This is a genomic window from Sphingopyxis sp. EG6 (assembly GCF_003609815.1).
Classification (GTDB): domain Bacteria; phylum Pseudomonadota; class Alphaproteobacteria; order Sphingomonadales; family Sphingomonadaceae; genus Sphingopyxis.
Map to the genome: position 1 here is coordinate 2,901,416 of NZ_AP017603.1, position 25,637 is coordinate 2,927,052.

The 25,637-nt window shown below is 65.5% G+C and carries 30 protein-coding genes; 15 read left to right on the plus strand and 15 right to left on the minus strand.

The annotated features are described in order from the left end of the window. The gene (locus SPYCW_RS14065; RefSeq protein WP_120217302.1) at positions 1–1,542 is read right to left on the minus strand and encodes a M23 family metallopeptidase; all 1,542 of its coding nucleotides are present in this window, start codon (positions 1,540–1,542) and stop codon (positions 1–3) included. 271 nt (positions 1,543–1,813) lie between these two features. On the opposite strand from SPYCW_RS14065, the gene SPYCW_RS14070 reads away from it, so the two are divergent. From SPYCW_RS14070 to SPYCW_RS14095, 6 genes are all read left to right on the plus strand, one after another. Beyond that, positions 1,814–4,606, plus strand: coding sequence for a helicase-related protein (locus SPYCW_RS14070; RefSeq protein ID WP_120218323.1), 2,793 nt, complete (start codon positions 1,814–1,816; stop codon positions 4,604–4,606). Then, a complete protein-coding gene (locus SPYCW_RS14075; RefSeq protein WP_120217303.1) occupies positions 4,603–4,950 on the plus strand; it encodes an RNA-binding S4 domain-containing protein in 348 nt (115 codons plus the stop codon). The genes SPYCW_RS14070 and SPYCW_RS14075 overlap by 4 nt, the downstream gene beginning before the upstream one ends. Before the next feature lie 113 nt (positions 4,951–5,063). Then, positions 5,064–5,402: a ferredoxin FdxA gene (gene fdxA / locus SPYCW_RS14080; protein WP_120217304.1), complete on the plus strand. Its 339-nt coding sequence runs from the start codon at positions 5,064–5,066 to the stop codon at positions 5,400–5,402. Between the two features lie 465 nt (positions 5,403–5,867). Continuing rightward, a complete protein-coding gene (locus tag SPYCW_RS14085; protein WP_120217305.1) occupies positions 5,868–6,518 on the plus strand; it encodes an ATP-dependent Clp protease proteolytic subunit in 651 nt (216 codons plus the stop codon). A 260-nt stretch (positions 6,519–6,778) separates the two neighbouring features. Then, positions 6,779–8,050 (plus strand): ATP-dependent Clp protease ATP-binding subunit ClpX, encoded by a 1,272-nt coding sequence (gene clpX, locus SPYCW_RS14090; protein WP_120217306.1) that lies wholly within the window; start codon positions 6,779–6,781, stop codon positions 8,048–8,050. A gap of 302 nt (positions 8,051–8,352) precedes the next feature. Continuing rightward, positions 8,353–11,004 carry a TonB-dependent receptor gene (locus SPYCW_RS14095; protein WP_120217307.1) on the plus strand — a complete coding sequence of 884 codons (2,652 nt, stop codon included), beginning with the start codon at positions 8,353–8,355 and terminating at the stop codon, positions 11,002–11,004. 102 nt (positions 11,005–11,106) lie between these two features. Here the strand turns inward: SPYCW_RS14095 and SPYCW_RS14100 are convergent, their stop codons facing one another. From SPYCW_RS14100 to SPYCW_RS19040, 10 genes are all read right to left on the minus strand, one after another. After that, positions 11,107–11,517 carry a SufE family protein gene (locus SPYCW_RS14100; RefSeq protein WP_120217308.1) on the minus strand — a complete coding sequence of 137 codons (411 nt, stop codon included), beginning with the start codon at positions 11,515–11,517 and terminating at the stop codon, positions 11,107–11,109. Between the two features lie 141 nt (positions 11,518–11,658). Further along, positions 11,659–11,916, minus strand: a complete 258-nt coding sequence (locus tag SPYCW_RS14105; protein ID WP_443029445.1) for a hypothetical protein — start codon at positions 11,914–11,916, stop codon at positions 11,659–11,661. Between the two features lie 27 nt (positions 11,917–11,943). Further along, positions 11,944–12,210 carry a hypothetical protein gene (locus SPYCW_RS14110; RefSeq protein WP_120217310.1) on the minus strand — a complete coding sequence of 89 codons (267 nt, stop codon included), beginning with the start codon at positions 12,208–12,210 and terminating at the stop codon, positions 11,944–11,946. Between the two features lie 47 nt (positions 12,211–12,257). Further along, positions 12,258–12,506, minus strand: a complete 249-nt coding sequence (locus SPYCW_RS14115) for a hypothetical protein (RefSeq protein ID WP_120217311.1) — start codon at positions 12,504–12,506, stop codon at positions 12,258–12,260. 11 nt (positions 12,507–12,517) lie between these two features. Next, entirely contained in the window at positions 12,518–12,835 is a 318-nt protein-coding gene (locus SPYCW_RS14120; protein WP_120217312.1) for a hypothetical protein, read from the minus strand. 13 nt (positions 12,836–12,848) lie between these two features. Beyond that, positions 12,849–13,148, minus strand: a complete 300-nt coding sequence (locus tag SPYCW_RS14125; protein ID WP_120217313.1) for a hypothetical protein — start codon at positions 13,146–13,148, stop codon at positions 12,849–12,851. 33 nt (positions 13,149–13,181) lie between these two features. Further along, positions 13,182–13,562 carry an envelope stress response membrane protein PspC gene (gene pspC / locus SPYCW_RS14130; RefSeq protein WP_120217314.1) on the minus strand — a complete coding sequence of 127 codons (381 nt, stop codon included), beginning with the start codon at positions 13,560–13,562 and terminating at the stop codon, positions 13,182–13,184. A 1-nt stretch (position 13,563) separates the two neighbouring features. Beyond that, a complete protein-coding gene (pspB, locus tag SPYCW_RS14135) occupies positions 13,564–13,839 on the minus strand; it encodes an envelope stress response membrane protein PspB (RefSeq protein WP_120217315.1) in 276 nt (91 codons plus the stop codon). A gap of 12 nt (positions 13,840–13,851) precedes the next feature. After that, the gene (gene pspA, locus SPYCW_RS14140) at positions 13,852–14,517 is read right to left on the minus strand and encodes a phage shock protein PspA (protein WP_120217316.1); all 666 of its coding nucleotides are present in this window, start codon (positions 14,515–14,517) and stop codon (positions 13,852–13,854) included. A 104-nt stretch (positions 14,518–14,621) separates the two neighbouring features. Beyond that, a complete protein-coding gene (locus SPYCW_RS19040; RefSeq protein ID WP_171005267.1) occupies positions 14,622–14,792 on the minus strand; it encodes a hypothetical protein in 171 nt (56 codons plus the stop codon). A 177-nt stretch (positions 14,793–14,969) separates the two neighbouring features. Here SPYCW_RS19040 and pspF point away from each other — a divergent pair, with 177 nt between their 5' ends. Next, complete coding sequence (gene pspF / locus SPYCW_RS14145) at positions 14,970–16,010, plus strand: phage shock protein operon transcriptional activator (protein WP_120217317.1); 1,041 nt, start codon at positions 14,970–14,972, stop codon at positions 16,008–16,010. A gap of 3 nt (positions 16,011–16,013) precedes the next feature. Here the strand turns inward: pspF and SPYCW_RS19425 are convergent, their stop codons facing one another. Next, positions 16,014–16,580: a MarR family winged helix-turn-helix transcriptional regulator gene (locus tag SPYCW_RS19425; protein ID WP_120217318.1), complete on the minus strand. Its 567-nt coding sequence runs from the start codon at positions 16,578–16,580 to the stop codon at positions 16,014–16,016. 238 nt (positions 16,581–16,818) lie between these two features. On the opposite strand from SPYCW_RS19425, the gene SPYCW_RS14155 reads away from it, so the two are divergent. Further along, a complete protein-coding gene (locus SPYCW_RS14155; protein ID WP_120217319.1) occupies positions 16,819–17,736 on the plus strand; it encodes an XdhC family protein in 918 nt (305 codons plus the stop codon). Continuing rightward, positions 17,733–18,380 carry a nucleotidyltransferase family protein gene (locus SPYCW_RS14160; protein ID WP_120217320.1) on the plus strand — a complete coding sequence of 216 codons (648 nt, stop codon included), beginning with the start codon at positions 17,733–17,735 and terminating at the stop codon, positions 18,378–18,380. Before SPYCW_RS14155 ends, SPYCW_RS14160 begins: the two co-directional genes overlap by 4 nt. Here the strand turns inward: SPYCW_RS14160 and SPYCW_RS14165 are convergent. Beyond that, positions 18,355–18,876, minus strand: a complete 522-nt coding sequence (locus tag SPYCW_RS14165) for a hypothetical protein (RefSeq protein ID WP_120217321.1) — start codon at positions 18,874–18,876, stop codon at positions 18,355–18,357. The genes SPYCW_RS14160 and SPYCW_RS14165 overlap by 26 nt on opposite strands. 229 nt (positions 18,877–19,105) lie before the next feature. Between SPYCW_RS14165 and rplU the strand changes: the two genes are divergently transcribed. From rplU to SPYCW_RS14180, 3 genes are all read left to right on the plus strand, one after another. Further along, positions 19,106–19,600 carry a 50S ribosomal protein L21 gene (rplU, locus tag SPYCW_RS14170; RefSeq protein ID WP_120217322.1) on the plus strand — a complete coding sequence of 165 codons (495 nt, stop codon included), beginning with the start codon at positions 19,106–19,108 and terminating at the stop codon, positions 19,598–19,600. Between the two features lie 49 nt (positions 19,601–19,649). Next, the gene (gene rpmA / locus SPYCW_RS14175; RefSeq protein ID WP_037513604.1) at positions 19,650–19,919 is read left to right on the plus strand and encodes a 50S ribosomal protein L27; all 270 of its coding nucleotides are present in this window, start codon (positions 19,650–19,652) and stop codon (positions 19,917–19,919) included. Between the two features lie 250 nt (positions 19,920–20,169). Beyond that, positions 20,170–20,766, plus strand: coding sequence for a GNAT family N-acetyltransferase (locus SPYCW_RS14180; protein ID WP_120217323.1), 597 nt, complete (start codon positions 20,170–20,172; stop codon positions 20,764–20,766). 89 nt (positions 20,767–20,855) lie between these two features. Here SPYCW_RS14180 and SPYCW_RS14185 read toward each other — a convergent pair whose 3' ends face one another. After that, on the minus strand, positions 20,856–21,458 hold the full coding sequence (locus SPYCW_RS14185; RefSeq protein WP_120217324.1) for a DUF937 domain-containing protein: 603 nt from the start codon (positions 21,456–21,458) through the stop codon (positions 20,856–20,858). Between the two features lie 176 nt (positions 21,459–21,634). Between SPYCW_RS14185 and SPYCW_RS14190 the strand changes: the two genes are divergently transcribed. The 3 genes from SPYCW_RS14190 to SPYCW_RS14200 all read left to right on the plus strand — a co-directional run bounded on the left by SPYCW_RS14190 (position 21,635) and on the right by SPYCW_RS14200 (position 25,056). Further along, on the plus strand, positions 21,635–22,036 hold the full coding sequence (locus SPYCW_RS14190; RefSeq protein ID WP_120217325.1) for a DUF3597 domain-containing protein: 402 nt from the start codon (positions 21,635–21,637) through the stop codon (positions 22,034–22,036). Between the two features lie 207 nt (positions 22,037–22,243). Then, positions 22,244–24,118 carry a DUF885 domain-containing protein gene (locus tag SPYCW_RS14195; RefSeq protein WP_120217326.1) on the plus strand — a complete coding sequence of 625 codons (1,875 nt, stop codon included), beginning with the start codon at positions 22,244–22,246 and terminating at the stop codon, positions 24,116–24,118. Beyond that, positions 24,118–25,056 carry a DUF2268 domain-containing putative Zn-dependent protease gene (locus tag SPYCW_RS14200; RefSeq protein ID WP_120217327.1) on the plus strand — a complete coding sequence of 313 codons (939 nt, stop codon included), beginning with the start codon at positions 24,118–24,120 and terminating at the stop codon, positions 25,054–25,056. The genes SPYCW_RS14195 and SPYCW_RS14200 overlap by 1 nt, the downstream gene beginning before the upstream one ends. Positions 25,057–25,173: 117 nt before the next feature. On the opposite strand, the gene SPYCW_RS14205 is transcribed toward SPYCW_RS14200, so the two are convergent. After that, positions 25,174–25,623, minus strand: coding sequence for a hypothetical protein (locus tag SPYCW_RS14205; RefSeq protein WP_120217328.1), 450 nt, complete (start codon positions 25,621–25,623; stop codon positions 25,174–25,176). Between the last annotated feature and the right edge of the window lie 14 nt (positions 25,624–25,637).

Here is a 25,637-nt window from a genome sequence, read left to right on the forward strand (position 1 = left end):
CTAAATCCCACCCTCGGCCCGTTTCGACGCGACATCGGCGAGGCTGCCGAGCTTCGGCCCCTCCACCTGTTTCGCCGCGATCGGGGTCAGCGCCGCGCCCGGGGCGACGGCGGTCAGCGACCGGATGCGGGCGCGGAAGTCGGCGAGCGCCTTGCCCTCGAGCAAAGCCCGGGTGACGAAGGTTACCGACGACGGGTTCACGGCGCGGCCGTTGCGATAGAGTTCGTAATGGAGATGCGGGCCGGTCGACAAGCCGGTCGAGCCGATATAGCCGATCACCTGGCCGCGATTGACGCGCTGGCCGGGGCGCACTGCGATGCGGCTCATGTGGCCATAGCCGGTGCCGAGGCCGTTGCCGTGGTTCAGTTTGACGAAATTGCCGTAGCCGCCGTGGCGGCCCGCGATCGTTACGACGCCGTCGGTCACCGCATAGATTGGCGCGCCATAACCGCCGCCGAAATCGATGCCGCTGTGCATGCGTTTATAGCCGAGGATCGGATGGCGCCGCATGCCGAAGGTCGAGGTGATGCGGCCGTTGGTCGGGCGCGCCATGCCGCCGCGCTGTTCGCCGACCCCCGACGCCTCATACCATTGGGTGCGGCCGTCGACCGTCCATTCGAGCATCGACAGCTTGGGTTTGCCGCCGCGGATCAGGCCCGCATAGAGCAGCTTGCCGGTTTCGCTCTCGCCGGTTTCGGCGCGGCGGTAATCGACGATGATGTCGAACTCGTCGCTGGCGCGAATGTCGCTGCCGACCGAAATCTGGCGCCCGATGACGCGCAGATAGGACTGGATCGCTGTCGCCGGCGCCCCGGCGGCGCGCGCCGAGCGATAGAGGCTGTCACCAACCCGGCCGCGGATGCGCAGCGGGGTGGTGTCGACCGCGATCGGGATGCGGCGCATCACCAGTCGGTCGCCCTCGCGCTCCATTTCGATGCGCAGGTCAAAGCGGGCGCGCATCGCCAGCGCATCGACCGGGCGCGGCATCGTGCGCGCGGCGCGGCGGCCGAGGATGAGGTCGATGCGCGTACCCGGTGCGATGTCGGCGAGCGGCACCGCGGTCGATACCTGATTCGCCAGCGCCTGCGCCTCGCCGCTGCCGACGCCCGAGCGTTCGAGAACCCGCGCAAAACTGTCGCCGCTGCCAAGCGTCGCGGTGAGTTCGATCTGCGGCCGTTCGGGGGTCTGGGTCAGTGGGCGCACCGCATCGGTCGCCGCCATATGGCGCCCGGTGTCGCCGCCGAGCGCCAGCGGCACGATCATCTGCGCGCGCGCTTCGTTGAAATCGGCCGTGCCAAGCACCGGAGCACCACCGATGCTAAGCGGCTGAATTCCGGGGAAGGTAGCGATCGCGGTGCCGCACAACAGGGTTAATGTCGCGAGCCCGCGCCACCATTCGGCCGAACCGATATTGTCGCCAAGATCGGGAACCAGATCGAGCTGTGCCAGCCGGTCGCGCCAGCCGAGCGCGTCCGAATCGGCGTCGGCGCGCCGCAGCGGGATCGCTTGCGACATCGTGAGGGCGGCGGCATTGCCGGACATCCCCGCGATGGGTTCGTGACGCTGGAACAAACTGCAACCCCCGCTCGGCGGGCCTCCCATAACCCGACCGCCGAATGATATTCGGCCGCCTGTCTGTAAAGAAAGGTCGTTAAAGTCAATTTAATGGCGGTTGCGCAGCGGCGGGTTGCGGTCAGTCGTGGCGGGGGTGGGATATTATGCAACAGGCGCGGAAAAATCGGTCGCCCGCCCGCCATTCGACGATCGGCGGTTGCGCCGTGCCTGCCGCCATGCCAGCTTGGTCCCCAAGAAAATGACGTCATCCTCTTCCCAGCCGGTCAAGGCTGTCCTTGGCCCCACCAACACCGGCAAAACCCATTTGGCGGTCGAGCGCCTGACCGCCCATTCGAGCGGCATGATCGGCTTTCCGCTCCGCTTGCTGGCGCGCGAGGTGTACGACCGGGTTGTCGCGATCAAAGGCGAGCGCCAAGTCGCGCTGGTCACCGGCGAAGAACGGATCATTCCGCCCGATGCGCGCTATCTGCTCGGCACGATGGAGGCGCTGCCGATCGAACGCGATGTCGCCTTCGTCGGCATCGACGAGGCGCAGCTCGGCGCCGATCCCGAACGCGGCCATGTCTTCACCGACCGCCTGCTGCGCGCGCGCGGGCGCGAGGAGACGATGATCCTGGGGTCGGCGAGCATCCGCGGGCTCGTGAAAAACCTGGTTCCCGAGGCCGAGATCATCACTCGCCCGCGCTTTTCGACATTGAGCTATGCGGGGACGTCGAAGCTGTCGCGGCTGCCCAAACGATCGGCGATCGTCGCTTTCTCGGCCGAGGAAGTCTATGCGATCGCCGAGATGCTGCGCCGCTTTTCGGGCGGCGCCGCGGTGGTGATGGGCGCGCTCAGCCCCAAGACGCGCAATGCCCAGGTCGCGATGTTCGAGGCGGGCGAGGTCGATTATCTCGTCGCGACCGACGCGATCGGCATGGGGCTGAACCTCGACGTCCAGCATGTCGCGTTCGCCAGTTTGCAGAAATTCGACGGGCGGCGCCTCCGCCGCCTGACGATCGCCGAAATGGCGCAGATCGCGGGCCGCGCCGGACGCCACCAGCAGGACGGCAGCTTTGGCACCGTCGGCCAGCCGCAGGGCGGCTTTACCCCCGAAGAAGTGGCGGCGGTCGAGGGGCATCATTTCCCGCCGCTGCCAAGCCTGTTCTGGCGCAACCCAACCCCCGGCTTCGGCTCGCTCGACCAGCTGCTCGCCGACCTCGCACAGCCGCCGACCGGGCCCGCGCTGCGCCCCGCCCCCGAAGCGGTCGACATTGCGGTACTCAAGCATCTGGCGGGCGACATGGAGGTGCGCGCGCGCGGCGGCGATTTCGATGCGGTCCAGCGCCTGTGGGACATTTGCGGCCTGCCCGATTTTGAACAATTGGGCGCCGAGCACCACAGCCGGACGGTGTTCAAGCTATGGCAATGGCGCACCAGCGGCGACGGGATGATCGATCCCGACTGGTTCGCGCGGCGGCTGGCCAAGCTCAACGATGTCGAGGGCGACATCGACCAGCTCGCAAGCCGCATCGCCGCGGTCCGCACCTTGTGCTTCATCGCGCAGCGCGGCGACTGGATCGCGGGCGCCGCGGGGTGGACCGAACAGACGCAGGCGCTCGAATCGCGCTTGTCCGACGCGTTGCACGCGGCGTTGGCGCAGCGCTTCGTCGACCGGCGGCTGGCGCTGCTGCTGCGCGACGCCGGGCAACGGAATGCCGCGCTGCCGGTCGCGGTCGGCCCCGACGGCACCGTCGCGGTCGACGGCGAGGCGATCGGCACGCTGAAGGGCTTTCAGTTCAAGGTCGATCCGGTGGCGAAGGCCAGCGATCACCGGATGCTGCTTGCTGCCGCCGAAAAGCATCTGCGCGCCGAACTGGCGCGCCGCGCCTCGGCGCTGGCCGAGGGCGATGACAGCGCGCTGTCGCTGATCGCCGAACCGGGCGCGCCGCCGCGGCTTGCCTGGCACGGCCATCCGGTGGCGACGCTGGCCAAGGGGCCGACGCTGGTGCAGCCGTCGGTGCTGGTCGATCCGTCGCTGCGGCGGTTGGAACCCGTCCAGGTGCAGGCCATCACCGAACGGCTCCACCGCTTCATCGCCGCGCAACTGGCGCGCCATGCCGGTCCGCTCGCCGCGATGGGCGAAGCGGCGGGCGATCTGTTCACCCCGCCGCGGGTCCGTGCGCTGCTCGCCGCGCTGACCGACAACAGCGGCATGATCGGCCGTGCCGCGGTCGAGGACCAGCTGAACGCACTTGCCGCCGACGAACGCCCGCAGCTGCGCAAGCTGGGCTTCACGATCGGTTCGCTCGACATTTTTCACCCGACGCTGCTGAAGCCCGAGGCGGTGCGCTGGCGCGCGGCGCTGATCGCCGCGCAACAAGGATCGCCAGTGCCCGCGCTGCCGCCGCACGGCGCGGTGCTGCAAAAGACCGGCAGCCATGCCGGGCTGGTGATCGCGGGCTTTCGCCGCTGCGCCACCGGCTGGCTGCGGATCGACATGGCCGAAAAGCTGGCGCGGCAGGCGCATGCCGCGCGGATGCAGGCATCGGCGCCGCCAACCGCGCCGATCGCGGGTAGCGACGACCACCACCACGACGATCAGGACGCGGCCGACGAAACCGAAGGCGTCGCCGCGGCGCCGCCCCCGGGCTTTGTGATCGACCCCGCGCTCGCCACCTCGCTCGGGCTCGACGAAGAAACGCGGCGCGGGCTGCTCGGCAGTTTCGGCTTTCGCAGCGTCGGCGAACCCGCGCTGCAACGCTGGCGCTGGTCGGGGCTGCGCAAGCCCGACAAGCGGCCGCGCCGCAAACAGCGGCGCAAGGGCGCCGACGCGCCGCGCAAGGGGGCCGCGAACAGCGACGTTCGGCGCCCGCCCGTCCAGCAGGGCAAGGGCAAGCGCCGGGCGCCCGAACAGCCGCGGACCGACAAGCCCCGCGCCGATCCACCGCGCCCGCCGCGTCCCGATCGCCCGGCGCGGCGTGGCGCGTCGCCGAACAGTCCGTTCGCGGGCCTTGCCGCCTTGCTCGCCGAAAGCCGCAAGGACGGATGAGCGCGGCGGGCAGTATCCGGCTGGACAAGCTGCTGTGGTTCCTGCGTTTCGCCCGTTCGCGCAGCCTGGCGCAGGCGATCGTCGCGGCGGGACATATCCGGCTGGACGGTCGGCGGGTCACCCGCCCGTCCTGCGCGGTGCATGTCGGACAGACGCTGGTGCTGCCGGTCGGCGAGCGGATCGAGGTGGTGCGCCTGCTCGCCCTGCCCGTCCGCCGCGGCCCCGCCGCCGAGGCGCGGGCCTGTTATCGCAATCTCGACGCGGGACCGCCAGCCGCCAGCCCAGCTATCAGCGGCGATGGAAAAGCTGTGCATCCAAATCCGGCGCCCGACCCTATCGAGTGAGAGTGATTCGCAACTGTGCGCTAGGCGTTGACGCACCGCCGCCGCGCGGCATAGAGGCGAGCCAAGAGAGAGCCTGACGGCCCGTCTGCCGTCATCTGAGGGAGCCTGAAACCATGACCTATGTCGTCACCGATGCCTGTATCCGGTGCAAATATATGGACTGTGTCGAGGTGTGCCCCGTCGACTGTTTCTATGAGGGCGAGAATATGCTCGTCATCAACCCCAATGAATGCATCGATTGCGGCGTCTGCGAACCCGAATGCCCCGCCGAAGCGATCCTGCCCGACACCGAAAGCGGCCTCGAGAAATGGCTGGAGGTCAACACCAAGTTCAGCGCCGAATGGCCGAACATCACGGTGAAGAAGGAAACCCCCGCCGACGCCGACGAGTTCAAGGGCGTCGAGGGCAAGTTCGAAACGCATTTCTCGCCCGAACCGGGCAGCGGCGACTAATCGCCAAATCTTCGATTCGATCGGGGCGGGACTTTCCCGCCCCTTTTTCGTCGGTGCTACAGGCGCGAGCACGGCATGTCGCGCTACGGCGGCTTTCGACCGGAAGCGGACACAGCCGATCCTCCCCCACCGGGGGAGGGGGACCACCCGAAGGGTGGTGGAGGGGCACAGGCGGTTTACGCTGCGCCCGGCTGGAAGCCCCTACCTTTCGGGGAACGTAGCATTGGAGTACGACTTCGGCGGCAAGGCAAACCGATGGTGCCCCTCCACCAGCTTCGCTGGTCCCCCTCCCCGTTCCGGGGAGGATCGGCTACGTCCGCTCCCTACCCCAAAGCCGCCATGGCCGATCACCGCCGCCATGATTTGCCCTCTTGAAACCCTCGGCCTTGCCGCCGATGTAGGGCGCCGGAGGGATAGCCTGCCGGTCCTCGGCCGGGCAGCCCGATAATCAAGGACTAAAATCGCATGATCGACCCGCTCGCCGCTCTTGTCCCCGTCGTCGTCGAACAGACGAGCCGTGGCGAACGCAGCTTTGACATTTTTTCCCGCCTGCTGCGCGAACGGATCATCTTCGTCACCGGCGAGGTCGAGGATAATATGGCGTCGCTGATCACCGCGCAGCTGCTGTTCCTCGAATCGGAAAATCCGAAGAAGGACATCTACATGTACATCAACTCGCCGGGCGGCGTCGTCACGGCGGGCATGGCGATCCACGACACGATGCAATACATCCGCCCGCGCGTCGGCACGGTGTGCATCGGTCAGGCGGCATCGATGGGCAGCTTCCTGCTCGCCGCCGGCGAACCCGGCATGCGCGTCGCGCTGACCAACGCGCGGGTGATGGTCCACCAGCCGTCGGGCGGCGCGCGCGGCATGGCATCGGACATTGAAATCCAGGCCAAGGAAATCCTGCGCATCCGCAAGCGGATGAACGATTTGTATGTGAAATATACCGGCCGGCCGCTGAAAGAGATCGAAAAGGCGATGGACCGCGACACCTTCCTCGAAGCCGAAGAGGCAAAAGCATTCGGGCTGGTCGATCATGTCTATGACCGCCGCCCCGGCGCGCTGGAAGGCGACGCGGCAAAGGATCTGAGCGAAGGCCCGACGCCCTGATTCGGCGCGGGTGCGGACATGCCCCGCTCGCCATCCGGGCACCCCGGCTGACGATCACGGGGGAAAGCCGGGAAGGCGCGGGCCGGTACCGCGTGGTAGCCAAAGACAAGGGCTTAACCGCATTTGTTGACGCCCGTTTTGCGCCTTGGCGCTAGGCGGGACAGGGCCGCAATGTCACCCAATTGCCATATTGTAATTGGGTGACCGCGGACTAGGATAAGGACGGCACCGCCATTTCGGCGCCTGCCAGAGGAAGAATTATGACGAAATTGAGCGGCTCGGACAGCAAGAGCACTCTCTACTGCTCCTTCTGCGGCAAGTCGCAGCATGAAGTCCGCAAGCTGATTGCCGGTCCCACCGTGTTCATCTGCGACGAATGCGTCGAACTGTGCAACGACATCATCCGCGAGGAGATCAAGGGCGGGGTTGCCGCGCGCAAGGACGGCGCGGTGCCGACGCCGCTGGAAATCTGCCAGCATCTCGACGCCTATGTGATCGGCCAGAACAAGGCCAAGCGCGTGCTGTCGGTCGCGGTCCACAATCATTACAAGCGCCTCGCCAACTCGGGCCGCGGCGACGAGGTCGAACTCGCCAAGTCGAACATCCTGCTCGTCGGCCCGACCGGCAGCGGCAAGACCTTGCTGGCGCAGACGCTCGCGCGCTTCCTCGATGTTCCCTTCACCATGGCCGACGCGACGACGCTCACCGAAGCCGGCTATGTCGGCGAAGATGTCGAGAATATCATCCTGAAGCTGCTGCAGGCCAGCGACTATAATGTCGAAAAGGCGCAGCGCGGCATCGTTTACATCGACGAAATCGACAAGATAAGCCGCAAGGCCGAAAATCCGTCGATCACCCGCGACGTGTCGGGCGAAGGCGTGCAGCAGGCGCTGCTCAAGCTGATGGAAGGCACGACCGCGTCGGTGCCGCCGCAGGGCGGGCGCAAGCATCCGCAGCAGGAATTCCTGCAGGTCGACACGACGAACATCCTGTTCATCGCCGGCGGGGCGTTCAGCGGGCTGGAAAAGATTATCGGCGACCGCCTGCAGGGCAAGTCGATCGGCTTCGGCGCGCATGTCGCGGGTCCGGACGAGCGCCGCATGGGCGAAGTGCTGAAGAATATCGAGCCCGAGGATCTGCTGAAGTTCGGCCTGATCCCCGAATTCGTCGGGCGCCTGCCGGTGATCGCGACGCTCGAGGATCTCGACATTGACGCGCTGGTCAAGATTTTGGGCGAACCCAAGAACGCGCTGGTGAAACAGTATCGCAAGCTGTTCGATCTGGAAGAGGTCGTGCTGACCTTTACCGACGATGCGCTGATTGCGGTCGCCAAGAAAGCGATCGAACGCAAGACCGGCGCACGCGGCCTCCGCTCGATCGTCGAGGCGATCCTGCTCGACACGATGTTCGACCTGCCCGACCTGACCGACGTGGTCGAGATCGTCGTCGACAAGGATGTCGTCGAGGGCCGCAAGGATCCGGTGCGCGTCTATGCCGACAAGGCCAAGGAAGCGGCGGGCGACGCGGCCTGAGTCGCGGCGGGTCCGCCGTTTGCCCTAAAATTCGGCGACTCGGCGGCCCCGCGCGCGAAAAATTGTTGCATTGCAGCAACAGTTGCCGAGAAAAACGCAATCGCGGCTGTGGATAAATCGCGGATCGCAACGGAAATTCGCGGTTTTTCGATCTTTCGCCGCGGCTTTCGCCGCGCGCCGCTTGCACTGTCACAATTGCTGTCACAATCGTGCCACATGCGGGCTTCAGGGGCGCTCGCAGGACTTGCGCGCCCCATTTCGCGCGCCTGCCGAACGACACCACACCAAGGGGACATCCTGACATGAAATTCCGTCACACGCTTGCCGCCAGCTGCGCGCTGATCCCGGTCGCGCTGCTTTCCACGCCGACCTTTGCCCAGTCGACCGGCTCGGTCGACTTCGACGAGGAAATCGTCGTTACGGGCGTTTCGGCAACCGATGTTGTTGGCATTTCGTCACCTGACACCTCGAAGGCGAAGGCCGTTCTGGGTCAGGAAGTCATCGAACGCCAGAACCCGGGGCAGACGATTCTCGACACCATCAACCTGCTGCCTGGCGTCAACTTCACCAACAACGACGCCTATGGCTCGGCCGGCGGCCAGCTGACGATCCGGGGCTTTTCCGCCGACCGCATCAGCCTGACCTTTGACGGTGTGCCGCTGAACGATTCGGGCAACTACGCCATTTATTCGAACCAACAGCTCGACCCCGAGCTGATTGAGCAGGTCAACGTCAACCTCGGTTCGACCGACGTCGACAGCCCGACCGCCGCCGCGACGGGTTCGACCGTCAACTATCGCACCCTGACCCCGACCGAAGAATTTGGCGTGAAGGTTTCGGGTTCGGCCGGCGAATATGAATTCATGCGCATCTTCGGCCTGGTCAACACCGGCGAATTCACGCCTTGGGGTACGCGCGCATTCCTGTCGGCCTCGACCGCGTCGAACAACAACCCGTTCAACAACTATGGCCGCCTGCGCAAAAAGCAGTTCAATGGTCGCATCTGGCAGCCGCTCGGCGACAACGGCGATTTCATCTCGGTCGCCGGCCATTACAACGTCAACCGCAACAACTTCTTCGGTTCGGTGCCGCTGCGCCTCGACGCGAACCGGGTCGTCGGTTCGGGTTCGGGCAACCGCTTCCCGATCGACAAGGACGAGCGCGAATATGACATTGCCGCGCCCTGCACCACCACCGCCACGATTCGCCCGGGCGTCGCCGACACGCAGTCGAGCTGTGGGACCGAGTTTGACCGTCGCTACAACCCGTCGAACACGGGCAACATTCGCGGCGCTTCGAAGTTCACGCTGACCGAAGGCCTCGTCCTGACCGTTGACCCCAGCTATCAGTATGTGAAGGCCAATGGCGGCGGCACCGTGACCGCCAACGAAGGCTTCCGCGACATCAATCCGGCCGGCGGTACCGGTACCTGCGGCACGGTGGGTGGCGCGATTACGGCGCAGATTAACTGCTCGACGGGTTACTTGGGTGGCCAGCCTTATTTCGGGCGTGACCTCAACGGCGACGGCGACATTCTCGATCGCGTATCGATGCTGGCTCCGAGCCAGACGCAGACCCACCGTTATGGCGTGATCGCCAACCTGCGCTGGGACATCAATGATTTCCACACCGTTCGCGTCGGTTTCACCTATGATCGCGCGCGCCACCGCCAGACCGGCGAAGTCGGCCTGTTGCAGTTCAACGGCGAACCCTTCAGCGTCTTCCCCGTCACCGACAATCCGCAGGCCGACGCTACCGGCGTCATCCTGCAGAAGCGCGATCGCCTGTCCTATGCGATCCTGACCCAGGTTTCGGGTGAATATCGTGGCGAGTGGGCCGACGGCCGCATCATCACCACGGTCGGCATTCGCGCCCCGTTCTTCAAGCGCGACCTGAACAACAATTGCTTCACATCGAGCGACACGGGCTTCCTGGAATGTTTCGGCAGCGCGACCGATCCGCGCAACGCGACCTATGCGACGCTGAACCCGACGATCCAGGGGCCGCAGCAGCGCGTGCTGAAGTATGACGACATCCTTCCCAACGTCGGCCTGATGTTCAAGCCGAACAGCCAGATGTCGGTGTTCGCCAACTATTCGAAGGGTCTGCAGGTTCCGGGTACCGACGCGCTGTACAACGCGTTCTTCTTTGCCCCGAACACCCCGTCGGCACGCCCCTCGCCCGAAACGAGCGACAACTTCGACCTCGGTTTCCGCTATCGCACCAGCAAGGTGCAGGCGCAGATTTCGGGCTGGTTCACCAAGTACAACGATCGTCTGGCATCGGCGTTCGACCCGGAAACCGATCGCAACCTGTACCGCAACCTTGGGCGCGTCGACAAATATGGCATCGACGGTAGCGTCGCATATCAGCCGATCCCCGAACTGGCGCTGTATGTGTTCGGTTCGTGGATGAAGTCTGAAATCAAGGACAACGTCCAGTCGGGTGAATGCACCGCGGCACAGGTCACGGGCAACATTGCCGGTTGTACCGCCGTCGGCCAGCCGATCTTCGTGGCAACCGCAGGCAAGCGCGAATCGGGCGCTCCCAAGTACAGCTTCGGCGGTACCGTCCGCGGAACGCTGGGTCCCGTCGAACTGGGTATCACCGGCAAGCGCACCGGTGGCCGGTTCATCTACGATACCAATCTGCCGGTATATGGCGGCACGCTGGCCGCTCCGGTCGAAGTGTATCCGAACAAGACCAACGCTTACTGGCTCGTCAACTTGGACGCGCGCCTCAGCCTGGAATGGGCGGGTCTCAACGACAAGACCTTCCTCCAGCTGAACGTCTACAACCTGTTCGACTCGCTGTACGTTGGCAACTACACCCCCGGTCTGAACCAGGGTGGCGTGCTGGGCCCGAACGCATTCACGGGCAACCCGGCTTCGGTACCTAACGCCCAAATCGGCGCGCCGCGCACGATCAGCGCAACGCTGACGGTCGGCTTCTAAGCCGTACCGACCGGCCAAGAAAACAGGGCGCGGGAGGCAACTCCCGCGCCCTTTTTCATGCTCATGTTGAAATGCGCGCCGCGGCGGTGGCGGCGGTGGCCGTCAGTCGGCGGCGATGCGACGGGCGGTGTCCTGGACGAGCGCGATCATGTTGGGGACGCCCTGGGTGCGGTTCGACGACAGCTGGCGCGTGAGGTCGAAGGGGGCGAGCGCGGCGGCGATGTCCATGTCCGCGACCTCGACCGCAGGTTTGTCCTGTACCGCGGCGAGGACCAGCGCGACGATGCCCTTGGTGATCGCGGCGTTGCTGTCGGCAAGGAAATGCAGGCGGCCGTCGGCCTGCGGCACCGGATAGACCCAGACGCTGGCGCTGCATCCGCGCACCAGCGTCGCGTCAGTCTTGAGCGCGTCGGGCATCGGCTCCAGCTCGCGGCCAAGCTCGATCAGCAGGCGATAACGATCGTCGCCGTCGAGAAAGTCATATTCGTCGTGGATGTCGGTCAGGCTGCGCATGGGGCGGCACTGGCAGATTTGGGAGGGAGTGGGAAGAGCGAGAAGCTTTCCTCCCTTTCGTCGCCCCCGCGAAAGGGGGGGCCGTTGTCGGCCTCACGCTATCTCGCCAGCGGCCCCCGCCTTCGCGGGGGGCGACGGACATTATAGATCCACCCCCGCGGCGATCGCTTCCAGCTTGCGCAGCCGTTCTTTGAGGTCAGCGATCTCGATCCGCGACCCGGCGTGGGGGACCGCCGCGTCGTGGGCGACGGTGACATGCCCGGCGGCGAGTTCTTCGCGCTTGAGCTGGATCCAGTCGCGCCAGCCGCGCAGCGCGGCCAGGCTCATGATCGTCAGGGCAGTCAGGGCGACGGCGCTGACCATCAGGTTGGATGCAAGATCAGACGTAATGGTGGCCATGATGCGGCTCCTTCTTCGTCGCGGTCGTCAGGAGAGCGACCGGTCGCGCAGCTTCTCGATTTCCTGATCGAGCGTCACGGCGCGGTTGTTGTCGGTGGCGATGCGTTCGAGCACCTGGATTCGGTCCTTGAGCGCGCGGATTTCGGCCTGAAGCGCCTTGGTCTCGCCATTGTCGGCGGGAGCGGCGAAAAACTCGTTGCCCTTGTGGTCGCGGCGGACGCCATATTTGGCGCGGACGACGCTGCCGATCGTGACGATCAGGACGATGCCGATAACCATTTCAAACGGGTTCATGGGGGGATCCTTCCGTATTTTCTTATCGTTGCTTCAATTCGGTTGCTTCAGTTCAGCGGAGCGTCGCGCAGCTTTTCGATCTCGTGGGCGACGTCAATTCCCTTGTCGGTAACGATCCGTTCGAGCACCCGAACCCGCTGTTCCAGCCGTTCGGTCGCCGCGGCATATTGGGCGGCCTTTTCGGCGGTCATTTCGGACTGTTTCTCGATCATCTTTTGCTGATGCTTCGACCAGATGGCAAAACCGCCAAGCAGGAAGGGAGCGAGGGGGATCAGGATCCAGATGGCGTCGCCCATGACCGCTCTCCTCAGTTGGCCGGGCGCCGCAGCGCCTCGATCTCCGCCGCCACCCGGTGCCCTTCGTCGGTGACGATGCGTTCGACGACGGCGAGGCGATCCTTCACCGAACCCAGTTCGGCGCGCAGCTGGGCATTTTCCTGGCTGATCAGCTTGACGCGTTCCATCGCCTCGTCGCTGGTCTTGGGATAGACCGCCTTGCCCCAGCTGTTTTCGAGCGGATAACCGTTCTTGACGCGCAGCCAGGTGGTGAAGATCCAGCCCCCGATCGCGGCGAGGCCAAGGATGGCGGCGCCGGGTGCGATGGTATTCAGGACATCGAGATTCATTGGACTATTCCCCTCAGCGCAGGCGGTCGATCTGGTCGGCGAGCTGCGCCGCCTGACCATGATTTTCGGTGGCGATGCGTTCGAGCACCGAAATCCGCTCTTCCAGGCGGCTGACCTGCCCTGCCAGCTTGGCATTGTCATCGGTCAGCAGTGCGATTTTTCGATCAGCGTCGGGGTCGGTTCGATGAACCGTGCCACCCCATTCATTTTCAACCGGATAGCCGTGCTTGGCGCGGATCCAGGTGGTGAACATCCAGCCGCCGATCGACAATGCGATAATGGCGAGGACGAAACCGGTACCACCGAAATTCATCTGTCTTCTCCCTGTTGCATCCAGCCCGTTCGCTCAGCGTAGCGCGTCGATCTCGTCGGCGAGGCGGCGGTTGTGGCTGGTATAATATTGCTCGATGTCGGCGAGGCGGCGGTCGATGTCGCGAAAGCGCGACTTGATATCGCGGGTCGACGCGGTCGGGTTGCTGCGCACCCCCTGCCAGAATTTCGCTTCTTCGCTCGAGCCATAGAGCGCGAAGGGTTTGGGCGTCCCCATCCAGGCAATCATCCAGTAAGCGATCAGCGTCCAGGGAAAGCCCCCCATCAGCGTCAGCAGCACCGCGCCAACGCGGACCCAGAGGACGTCCACACCGCTGTAATCGGCGATCCCGGCGCAGACGCCGCTCCATTTGGCGTTCTGCTTGTCGAGGTAGAATTTCGTGCGGCTGGCAGACATCTCAGTTCCTCCGGCTGGTATTTTCGAGTTGCGCCAGCTCTTCATCGCTACGCACCGCGGGGCGGAAGTCGGGATGGTCGGCGCTGATGATGCGTTCGACGGTGTGCAGCCGGTTTTCGAGGCGGCGTGCGGTGTCGTACAATTCGTCGAGCAGTTGCTCGTCCTCTCCGGTCAAGGTCTTGGCCTGTTTCCACTTGGTGATGTAGTGGAGGATCAGCCAGGGCAGACCAAGGAAGAGCGTGCCGATGACGATCGGGACGACGATGACTTCTTCCATCGGTCTGGCTCCTTATTGCTTGCTGGCCTGCGCGGCCTTCAGCGCGGCAAGTTCGTCGGCGACCTTGTCGGCGGCCTGGAGTTCGGCGATTTCCTCGTCGAGCGACTTTTTATAGCCGAGGTTCAGCGCATCGGCGCGGCCTTCGGCTTCGTCGACGCGGCGTTCGAGGATTTCGAAGCGCGAGAAGGCATCTTCGACGCGGTCGCCGTTGGTCATTTCGCGCAGCTTATACTTGTTTTCGGCGCTTTCGAGGCGATTGACGACGCTCGACTGGCGCGCGCGCGCTTCCGAAAGCTTTTTCTGCAGCTTGGCGATATCGGCCTCATAACCCTTGAGCGCGTCGTCGAGCGTGGCGATCTCGGCCTTCAGCTTTTCGGCCATGTCGCCAGCCTTCTGCTTTTCGACCAGCGCGGCGGTGGCCAGGTCTTCGCGGTCCTTCGACAGCGCGAGTTCGGCCTTTTCCTTCCAGCTGTCCTGCAAGCTTTCGAGCTTCGCGATGTGGCGGCGCATTTCCTTCTGGTCGGCGATCGTGCGGGCAGCCGACGCGCGGACTTCGACAAGCGTTTCGTTCATCTCGAAGATGATCTGGCGGATCATCTTTTCGGGATCTTCGGCCCGGTCGAGCAGGTCGGTGACGTTGGCGGCGATGATGTCGCGGGTGCGAGAAAAAATACCCATCTGAAAAACTCCTGTCGAAATCTGGAGACCTTGGTCTGTTCTAAACAAAAAAGGCTGGTGCCGGGGCGGGGCAAGGGGGGAGAGTGCCCCGGCACCAGTGCCGGTCAGGCCAAAGCGCTGACCGCCGGGGACATGACAGCGGCAACCAGCGGGCCGACGTGAACGCCGGTGGCACTGGCCGCAACCTGCGGCTGGTCGATCGCTCCGACGAGGATGGCCAGCGCTCCGGCCGTGCTCAGCACGAAAGTGGCGGCTTGGGCAAACATCGACTTCATGATCTAACCTTCCTGTGGTTGTCGCTGCACCGGAACATTTGTCCCGGTTCGGTTTCCACAATGCAGACACCGTGCCAATTGCACAAAGCGACGCAAAACCGCGCAAATTGACCCACAGATCGCTTTCCCCATCGATTTGACTTGCCATCGAGCGGGAAAATTTGCCAATGATTGGGAATGGAGCGCGAAACCCAGTTTATCGGCCAGTCCGCGGCCTTTCAGGACGCGGTCGAACGCGCCAGCCTGGCCGCATCGCTCGACCGGCCGGTACTGGTGATCGGCGAGCGCGGGACGGGCAAGGAACTGATCGCCGAGCGCCTGCACCGCCTGTCGACGCGCTGGGACCGCCCCTATGTGATCATGAACTGCGCCGCGATGCCCGAGACGCTGATCGAGTCCGAACTGTTCGGGCACGAGGCGGGTGCCTTCACCGGCGCGACGCGCACCCGCGCGGGGCGGTTCGAAGAAGCCGACGGCGGCACATTGTTCCTCGACGAGCTGGCGACGATGTCGATGGGAGCGCAGGAGCGGCTGCTGCGCGCGGTCGAATATGGCGAGGTGACGCGCGTCGGATCGTCGCGCCCGATCCGCGTCGACGTCCGCATCGTCGCGGCAACCAACGAACATCTGCCCGCGCTGGTCGACGAAAACCGCTTCCGCGCCGACCTGCTTGACCGGCTGTCGTTCGAGGTCATCACCCTGCCCCCGCTGCGTGCGCGCGAGGGCGATATCGAGGTGCTCGCCACCTATTTCGGGCAGCGCATGGCGACCGTCCTTGGCTGGGAAGAATGGCCGGGGTTCGGGCCGCGCGCGCTCGCGGCGATGGAGGGGCATGATTGGCCGGGCAATGTCCGCGAGCTGCGCAATGTCATCGAGCGCGCCATCTACCGCTGGGCCGACCCCGAAAAGCCCGTCGATGCGCTGAGCTTCGATCCCTTCGCAAGCCCCTGGCAGCCGGTGGCGCGCAAAGCAGCGGCGAAGGCCGAGGGCGGCGGCGCCTCCCCGGCCCCCGCCTCCGCCGCTCCCGCCCCCACATCAACCGCCACGCCGAGCGGCCCGGTCAGCGACCTGCGCGCCGCGGTCGACGCCTATGAACGCCAGATCCTGTCCGACACGATGGCGCGCTGCCGCTTCAACCAGAAGGTCGCGGCGGAAGCGCTCGGGCTGAGCTACGACCAGATCCGCCATGCGCTGAAAAAGCATGGGCTGAACCAATAACGCCTATCGCTTCTGCGCAGGAACGGCGTCGGCGATAATTGGTGCGCGGACGACACCGTTGAATTCATCGACGAACTTGCCGAGCAATGACAGGAACGTCTCGGCCTCGTCGGGCGTGAACGCCGACAGGGCGATTTTTTGCGCGCGGATGGCGGGTTCGCGCAGCCGTTCCAGATGCCGCTCGCCTTTGGCGGTCAGGACAAGGATTTTGCGGCGGCGGTCTTTGGGATCGTCAACGCGCACGATGAATCCATCATCGGCCAACTTCTTGACGACAAGTCCGGTGGTCGAACGGTCCAACCCTACTTTTTTCGACAGGCTGATCTGATCGAGGCCCTCGTAATGGCGCAGGATCACCAGCACGCCATATTGGGTGGTCGTCGCCCCGATACCCGCGCTTTCGGACAGGAATAACGAAACGCTGATCTGATGCGCGCGGCGGAGCAGGAAACCCGGGCGCTTGTAAAGAGCATCGAGACCATTCGTGCCTTCAGCTTTCCTGTCCCGATCACTCGTCAAACCCGGCCCTCCGTTTCTCGCCCGAAAATGGCTCCGACAACACGGCTCCATCCTGCACACAATACCGTCGGTAAGGGCGATCGATCGTCGTCGATTCTAACCAGAGTCCGTCCGCGCGCAACTGCTGAAAAGCGCCCAGGTGGGGCGCTGAAGCCAGGCAAACCCGGTTCAAAAGGATGGGTTTGCACCGCGCTGCCGATACAATAGGCAGTACCACGGTGTTTATGACGCGACCGCGACTGGATCGGCGCTGTTGATCCATGGGGCAGCGAAGGGCAGGCCGCTAAACATGAAGAGTGCGAATCGCCATTCCAGCGCGCAAGAGGCGGCCGACGCGGCAGCGACCACCGCGTTCGCCGCGCGCAATTTTTCCGACAATGCCGCGCTTCATGCCGTCGCCGAAGGCGGCGGTGCGCTGTGTACGATCGTCGGTATCGAGGGCAGCTTTTCGCGCCAGCTCGGCGCACAGCTGGCGATTCGCCGCGACAGCACAGTGGTCGGATCGCTCGCCGACGGCTGTTTGGAAGCGCAACTGGTTGCCGAGGTCGCGCGGATCGACGGGCCGGTCGTGCGGCTCTATGGCCGCGGCTCCGAACAGATCGATTTTCGCCTGCCGTGTGGTAGCGCCATCCATATCCTGATCGACCCGGCGCCGGACCGGGAGGCGATCGCCCGGGTGGCGCGCGACCTGTCCGAACGACGACCAGCCACGCTCGCCCTGCCGCTACCCGATAAATGCGATCGCGGGCTGCTGCGGCACCGGCATTTCTTTCCCGACCTCACCATCATCGCCTTGGGAAACGGCCCCGAAAGCGAAGCGCTGGCGCATCTCGCCGATGCCGCCGGGGTGAATATCCGCAGCTATGGCCCCGATAGCGCGGAGCTCGCGCTGGGCCGCGCCCCCGACCTTCCCGCCCCCGATGCGTGGACCGCGGTGATCCTGTTGTTCCACGACCATGAATGGGAGCGCGAGCTACTGCGCTGGGCGCTGGGCAGCGATGCCTTTTACATCGGCGCGCAGGGCGGCGCGGTCGCGCGGCAACGGCGGCTGGAGGTGCTGGCGGATGACGGCGTCTCGCACGCAGACCGCGCGCGCATCACCAGCCCGGTCGGAATTTTCCCGCAGGCGCGGCAACCCGCCGCGCTGGCGCTGTCCGCCCTGTCGGACATCATCTTTCGTTATGCCGCGCTGGAGCCCGACCAATGACCGTCGGCATCTATGTGCTCGCGGCCGGGCAAAGCACGCGATTTGGTGCGCCCAAGCTGGATGCGATGTGTGCAGCGCGCCCGCTCGGCGCCTGGATCATCGCCGCGATCGAAGCCGCAGGCCTCGCCCCCGGCACGATCATCGTGCCGCCATCGACCCCGCGCTTTGCGCTCGAGGCAGAGCGCAGCGGCTGGACACTCGCGATCAACGCCAAGGCCGAACGCGGACTGTCGACGTCACTGGCGCGCGCGATCGGCCACGCCGAGGACGCGGCGCATGAGGCCGCCGCGATTTTCCTGGCCGACATGCCGCTGATCACCGCAGCCCATGTTCGCACCATTGCCGCGGCAGGGCAGCCCGACCGGCCAATGGCGACGCTGTACCCCGGCGGCGCCCTCGGCGTTCCCGCCCGCCTGCCGCGCGCGCTGTTCGCGGCGCTGACGCGCGGCGCCGCAGATGTCGGCGCTGCGGCATTGCTCGCCGCGCAGCCGACGCTGCGCGCGATCACCGGCGACGCGGACCTGCAAGATGTCGATAGCCCGGAGGATCTGGCGCGGGCTGAGGCGATGCTGATCGAGCGTCGGTCGCACCGGGAACGCGCGCGCACCGATAGCGGGCTTACTGCCCGGGCAGCTCGCGGCTGAGCGCCTCCAGCACCGCATCCTGCGCCCCAGCCAAGTCGGCGAGCCGATCGCGCAGCGCATAGATTTCGGGCAAGCCGTCGATCGCTTCGTCGACGCTGCGCTCGAGATAAAGCCGGTCGATGTCGGCGAGCGCGGCGGTGAGCGGCGCGCGCGTGGCGGTGAGGCGCGAAATCGCCTGTTGCGCGACGACCCAGCGCTCGCTGGCAACCGGTGCACCCGCCGCGGCGGATACCAGCGGCGCAGTCACATTGCGCTCGGCGGCAAAGGCCTGCTGCGCAGCGGCTGCATCCGATTGCCAGCGCGCCAGCCGTCCGTCGAGGTCGGCGGGAAGCGGCCCCGGCGGCGCCACGACGACGGCGGGCGGCGCCACGTCGAAGCGCCCCTCGACCGCGCGTTTGGCAAGCGAGGGCGCGCCCGCATTCTGTGCCGCCGCACAGGCCGAAAGCGACAGGGACATGGCGAGCGCCAGCGACAGGGCAAGAAAGGTGCGCGTCATCGCCGCCTCTGATATGGGTGCGGGCGCAACGCGGCAAGCACCGAATCGGCGGCGCATCCCGCCATTCGTCAACCGACCCGCTTTTTGCACGAAAAGCACGGAATTTGGCGGTTGACAGCTTGGGTCTGGATCGCTAGTGGCGCTGACTTTCCCGCATGCCGGAAAAATCGCCTGCCTTGGTGGGTGATTGGTGCGCGGGTGATTTAGTTTTTTGATTGGATGGAAGACCATGTTCGCAATCGTGCGCACGGGCGGAAAGCAGTATCGCGTTGCCGCCGGAGACAAGATCGCCGTTGAAAAGATCGACGGCGAAGCTGGCGACACCGTGTCGCTGGGCGACGTCCTGCTGGCCGGCGACGGCGGCGAAGTGAAGGATGCGAAGGGTCTGACCGTTTCGGCCGAGATCATCGCCCAGACGCGCGGCGAAAAGGTCATCGTGTTCAAGAAGCGCCGTCGGCACAACTACCGCCGCCGCAATGGTCACCGTCAGTCGCTGACGCTGCTGCGCATCCTGGCCGTCGGCGAAGCCAAGAAGGCTGCGCCGAAGAAGGAAGCTGCGCAGAAGGCCGAGGCCGCTCCGGCAACCGAAGCCAAGGCTGCGGCGCCCGCCAAGGAAGCTGCACCGAAGAAGGCTGCCGCTCCCAAGAAGGACGCTGCACCCAAGGCCGAGACCGCCGAAAAGAAGCCCGCTGCCAAGAAGGCAGCCCCCAAGAAGGACGCCTGAGCGCGGCAACGCGGCTCGGCCCCTCCAAACGAATTAAGGAGCATCAGTCATGGCACATAAGAAAGCAGGCGGTTCATCGCGCAACGGTCGCGACTCAGCCGGCCGTCGCCTTGGCGTGAAAAAGTTCGGCGGTCAGGAAGTGATCGGCGGCAACATTATCGTGCGCCAGCGCGGCACCAAGGTTTACCCGGGTGTCAACGTCGGCATGGGCAAGGACCACACGCTGTTCGCAACCGCCGACGGCCAGGTCCGATTCCACGATGGCAAGCTTGGCCGCAAATATGTGTCGGTCGACGCCATGGCGGAAGCCGCCGAATAAAGGACGATCCGCACGGGTCGCCCACCAAGGGATGACCCGGAACGGTCCTTTCCGCTGAAGGCGGAAACAAAGTTCGAAAAGAGGGAGACGGGTCACCCCGGACTCCCTTTTTTCTTGCCCATTGTCCGCGACTTGGCGGCCCCTTATCGGGAATGGGCGTGAAAATCGGGCCATCCATCTCCCTCGACAACGAATGTCGTCAAAGCGTCACCATCGGGCGCCAAGGCGGCGGCAATTGGGAGTGAAAAGAATGTTCGCGCGTACCGAAAGACTGTTGCTGCGGCCCGGCTGGCAGGAAGACGCCCCGGCACTGGCCCGGGCGATCGGCGAAGAAGCCGTGGTCCGCAACCTCGCGACCGCGCCATGGCCCTATGGCGAAAGCGAGGCGCGCGAGTTTCTGAGCAAGCCGATCGACCCCGCCCAGCCGCGCTTTCTGATTTTCGCCCGCACTGGCGGCGCCCCGCGCCTTGTCGGCGGCTGCGGCATTTCGCCCGACCCCGACGGCAGGCTCGAAATGGGCTATTGGATCGCGCGCCCCTATTGGGGGCTCGGCTTTGCCACCGAAGCCGGGCGCCAGCTGATGGGCATCGCGCGCGCGATGCATTTGCCCAAGCTGACCGCGGGCCATTTCCTCGACAATCCGGCATCGGGCGCGGTGCTGCGCAAGCTGGGCTTTCGCCCGACCGGCAAGATCGCGCAGCGTTACAGCCTCGCGCGCGGCGGCGATGCAGCCTGCGCGCTGTTCGAAGAAGGCGACGGCGATGTCGATGGCCTTGTCACCCCGATGCGAAGCCGCATCGGGGTGGACGAAGATTTCCGTGAGGAGCTGCGGTTGATGGCGGCTTGAAGACCGTCGCCCCCGCGAAGGCGGGGGCCGCTAGCGGCGTTGCGCCAGGTGGCTGGCGGCCCCCGCCTTCGCGGGGGCGACGCTACCATTTACCCGCGCATCTTGTTCACCATGCCCATGATGTCGTCGAGCGGATTACCGTCGCCGTCCATGTCGAGCATCTTGCCGAGCCCGCCCAAACCGCCACCAAGGCCGCCAGCCGACGGCGCGGTGCCGCCACCGAGCGCGCCGCCCAACACATTGCCGAGCATCCCGCCGAGACCGCCGGAAAGCCCGCCGCTTTCGCCGGACTGACCGCCCTGCTTCGCCATATAGCCCGCGACCATCATCGCCAGGATCGGCAGCATCCTTTTGAGCAGCCCCGAATCGAGTCCGGTCTGCGCCGCCGCTTGTCTGGCGACGGTGCGGCTGACGTCCTTCGATCCGAAGATCTGCCCGAGCACCTCGTTGCCCGGCGCCACCGGGGTCGGCTGCGACCCCAGCACCGAATCGAGCAATCCGCCGCCGCCGAGTTGCCCCAGCAGGCCGCCCAGCCCCTCGATCCCGCCCGATTGCGCCTGTTTCTTGAACCCGCCCAAAATCGCGGGGAGCAGCGCCTCGGCGCCCTGCTTCGCCATGGCCGGCGGAATGCCCAGATCTTTCGCCATTGATTCGATGCCGCCAGCCTGCGCCAAAATGTCGGTCAGGTTCATGTCTTTATCCTCCCACTCCGGCGCCGGTCGGATCGCGCCCACGGGCACGACTATACCAGCGCGCGGGCGAAGGACGAGTCGTTCATTTGGCTGTCATTTTCAAATGCATAGTCCTAGCCTGTGGCCATCCGACTCGCCCGTTCCGGGCTGGGCCGCGTCAAAGTGGGAGTGAAATCGTGGGCATTTTCAGCAGCATCAAGGACGCGATTTTCGGCAAGAAGGCGGTTGCCGCCGAGCCCGCAGCACCGGCCGCGCCGAGCCCCATCGGCAGTGCGCTCGACGCCGCGACCAGCGCGATGGCGGCCGCCGCCGCAGCGCCGCCCGCCGAGGTCGATGTCGACGCGATCCTGACCGCCGAGGCGGCGGGCAAGGACCTCAACTGGCGCACCTCGATCGTCGACCTGATGAAATTGCTCGGCATCGATTCGAGCCTTGCCAACCGCAAGGAGCTCGCGACCGAGCTCGGCTATACTGGCGCCCTCGACGGCAGCGCCGAAATGAACATCTGGCTGCACAAGGCGGTGATGCGCGAACTCGCCGCGAACGGCGGCAAGGTGCCCGCCGATCTGACCGACTGACCTTTGATCCTCCCTGTTGCGCAGCGATGGGGAGGTGGCAGCCCGCAGGGCTGACGGAGGGGCCGCGAGGTCGCGGCCCCTCCACCATCCTTCGGATGGTCCCCCTCCCCATGGCTTCGCCACAGGGAGGATATGGTTCCCATTGACCCGCGCCGCCCTCCGCCTAGACAGGTTTCAACAGAAACAAGATCGTAAGGGAGCCGCCGCGTGCATCACAGCCTGTCCACCCCATTCACCCGCCGCCAGACGCTGACGACGCTCGGCACCGGGGCGGCGAGCCTGGCATTGGCGGCGTGCAGCCGCGACCCCGGCGGCGTCGCGACCCTGCCGCCGCCGCCCGCCGCGACCGGTCAGGCCGGAGCCGAGGCGTTGCTGTCCTCGATCGCCGACAACCTCCTCGCGCTTTCGCCCGAGGGCGCCACTTCACTGGGCATCGACACCGGCGCGCGCGCGGCCGAACGCGGCAGGCTTTCCGACCGTTCGGCGGCGGGCCAGCAGGCGGTCGCCAATACTCTGAAGGCCGATGTCGCACGCGTCCGCGCGTTCGACAAGACCGGCCTCGACCACAAGACGCGCACCAGCCTCGCGGTGGTCGAAAGCGCCTATGGCGTGGCGCTCGACGGTTTTGCCCTGCCCTATGGCGACGTTGCGGTCGGCGGGTGGCGCAACACGCCCTATGTCGTGATCCAGAATGTCGGCGCCTATCTGGACATTCCGAAATTCCTCGACAGCGACCATCCGGTCAAGAATGCCGCCGACGCCGAAGCCTATCTGGCGCGCCTCAATGCCTATCCCGGGGTACTCGACGGCGAGACCGAACGGCTCAAGACGGCGGGCGGCCAAGGGATGATCGCCCCCGCCTTTCTGATCGACAAGGCGGTCAAGCAGATGGAGGCGAGCCTGGCCGATGCCCGCGAGGGCGGCAGCCTGGTCGAGAGCCTCGCCAAGCGAACGCGCGAGGGTAACATTGCCGGCAATTGGGGTCCGCGCGCCGAGACGATCACGCGCGGCGCCGTCGTCCCCGCGCTCGAACGCCAGCTCGCCGAACTGAAGGCGCAGCGAAGCAAGGCGACGATGGACGCCGGGATGTGGGCGCGGCCGGGCGGCGACGAATGGTACGCGTGGGGGCTGCGCGCCAGCACCACGACGCGGATGACCCCCGACGAGGTGCATCAGATGGGCCGCGACGAGCTGGCCGAACTGCACGGCCGGATGGACCCGATCCTGAAGAAGCTCGGCTATACGCAAGGCTCGGTCGGCGACCGGATGAACGCGCTGGCCAAGGATCCGCGTTTCAAATTTCCCGACAACGACGCCGGACGCGCCGAAATCCATGCGTATATCCAGACCTGGCTCGGCAAGATCCGCGCCGAGCTGCCGCGCGCCTTCCGCACCTTGATGAAGGGCAATGTCGAGGTGAAGCGCCTGCCGCTCGCCGAAGAACCCGGCGCGCCCGCCGCTTATGGCGGCGCCGGGTCGATCGACGGCAGCATTCCGGGCAAATTCTGGATCAACCTGCGCACCACCGAATTGCACAGCAAATATTCGCTGCCCGACCTCACGATGCACGAGGCGATCCCCGGGCATGTGTGGCAGGGCGAATATGCCAACCAGATGCCGCTGATCCGCACGATGCTGGCGTTCAACGCCTATTCGGAAGGGTGGGCGCTCTATGCCGAGCAGCTGGCCGACGAGTTGGGGCTGTATGACGATTTCGAGGTGGGGCGGCTCGGCTATCTCCAGTCGCTGGCGTTCCGCGCGTGCCGCTTGGTGGTCGACACCGGGTTGCATGCGAAGCGCTGGACGCGCGAACAGGGGGTCGAGTTTTTCGTCAAGGAAAACGGCTCGAACCCGCTCGAGGTCGCGAGCGAGGTTGATCGCTATTGCAGCTGGGCCGGACAGGCGTGCGGCTACAAGGTCGGGCACAGCGAGATCGTGCGGCAACGCGGGCTGGCGCAGGCGGCGCTCGGGCCGAAATACGACCTGCGCGATTTCAACAATGTCGTGGTCGAGGGCGGCAACGTCCCGCTCGATGTGCTGGCGCTGAATGTCGCGGAATATGTGGCGGAGAACAAGGGCTGATGCGTCGGCGCATCACCTGGTCAACATTCGGTGCGGCGCTGCTGGCGAGCAGCGCCGGCCATGCCGCCGACGCCCCTGCCCCACAGGAAACTGCGCGCGTCGAGATCGTGACGTCCGACGTCGATCGCTTTTACGCCTTGTACGACGACCCGGCGATCGCCGCGCAGCCCGATGTGCTAGCGGCGCGCTATCTAGCCGACGCGTCGCCGGGGTTAGTCGAATTCATGGCGATGCGCCGGATCACGCCCGAACGCGTGGCGAAGGCGCTGCGCGACAAGCCCGATCTGTATCGCGACGCGCGCACCTGCGCGGCGACGCTCGGCAATGTTCGGGGGCGGTTGGCAGCGTCGGCCGATCGGTTGGCGGCGCTCTATCCGCCATCAATTTTTCCGCCGATCACCATCGCGATGAGCCGCGGGACGCCAGTCGCGGCGGCGAATGCCAAGGGGCTCTACGTCTCGCTCGAAGCGTTGTGCGCCGCGAAGTTTTTCGAAGCCGATGACGAAGATCGCTTTGTCCATGTCATCGCGCATGAATATGTCCATGCCCAGCAACCGCTTGCGCAGGTCGAAAGCGATAGCGACACCGTGCTCCACGCCTCGCTCGTCGAAGGCGCCGCCGAATTTGTTGCCGAACAGATCAGCGGTTCGGTTGCGTATACGCATCTGCTCCGCTGGACGGCGGGGCGCGAGGCTATGGTCGAGCGGGACTTTCTGGCCGAAATGGACGGCCAGGCTAAGGGCTCTCGCTGGGTTTACAACCAGCTCGGAACCCCGGACTGGCCGGGCGATCTGGGCTATTGGGTCGGCTATCGGATCGTCAAAAGCTATTACCACCGCGCGCCCGACAAGGCGGCCGCGCTGAAGGCGATCATCGAGATGCGCGATCCTGCCGCCTTTCTGGCAGAAAGCGGCTGGACGCCGGGAATGACGCTTTAGCGATCTCCGTCATTTCAAAGACCTGCGTTCCCGCGAAGGCGGGAACCCATCACCGACCGGCACAAAATGGCGCGGTCAGGAGATGGGCTCCCGCCTTCGCGGGAGCACGCCGCTACCTTAGTTTGGAAACGGCGCAAGGTCGGGCTCGACAAACCCCCGCCGCGCTTCCACCGAAAACAGTCGCTCGCGGCTGTAGAAGCGCAGCGGCCAGTCGCGGCAGCCGACGTCGGAGAGCAGCATCGCGTTGACGCGCGCCGCCAGTTCGGTCGCGTCCGTTTCCGACAGAAACCACCGCACCCCGGCGACATAAGCGCGGGTGATGCTGTCGTGATAGCCCTGCGTGTCGTCGTTCACGCCGCCGACGCTTGCATTATAGCGACTGATGATTCCCGCGATCTCGGCATCGACGTCGATGTCGGGGCGCTCGCTGAGCAGCCAGAGGCATGCGCCCAGATGCGCCTCGTGCGTCCATGCCGCACGCGGCAGGGTGCGCGCGACCAGGCCGGTGCCGATCGCGCGGATATCTTCGTCGCGCTCGAACAGGCGCGGGCTGTAATCGGTGGTCATTGGTCCGGTCCTTC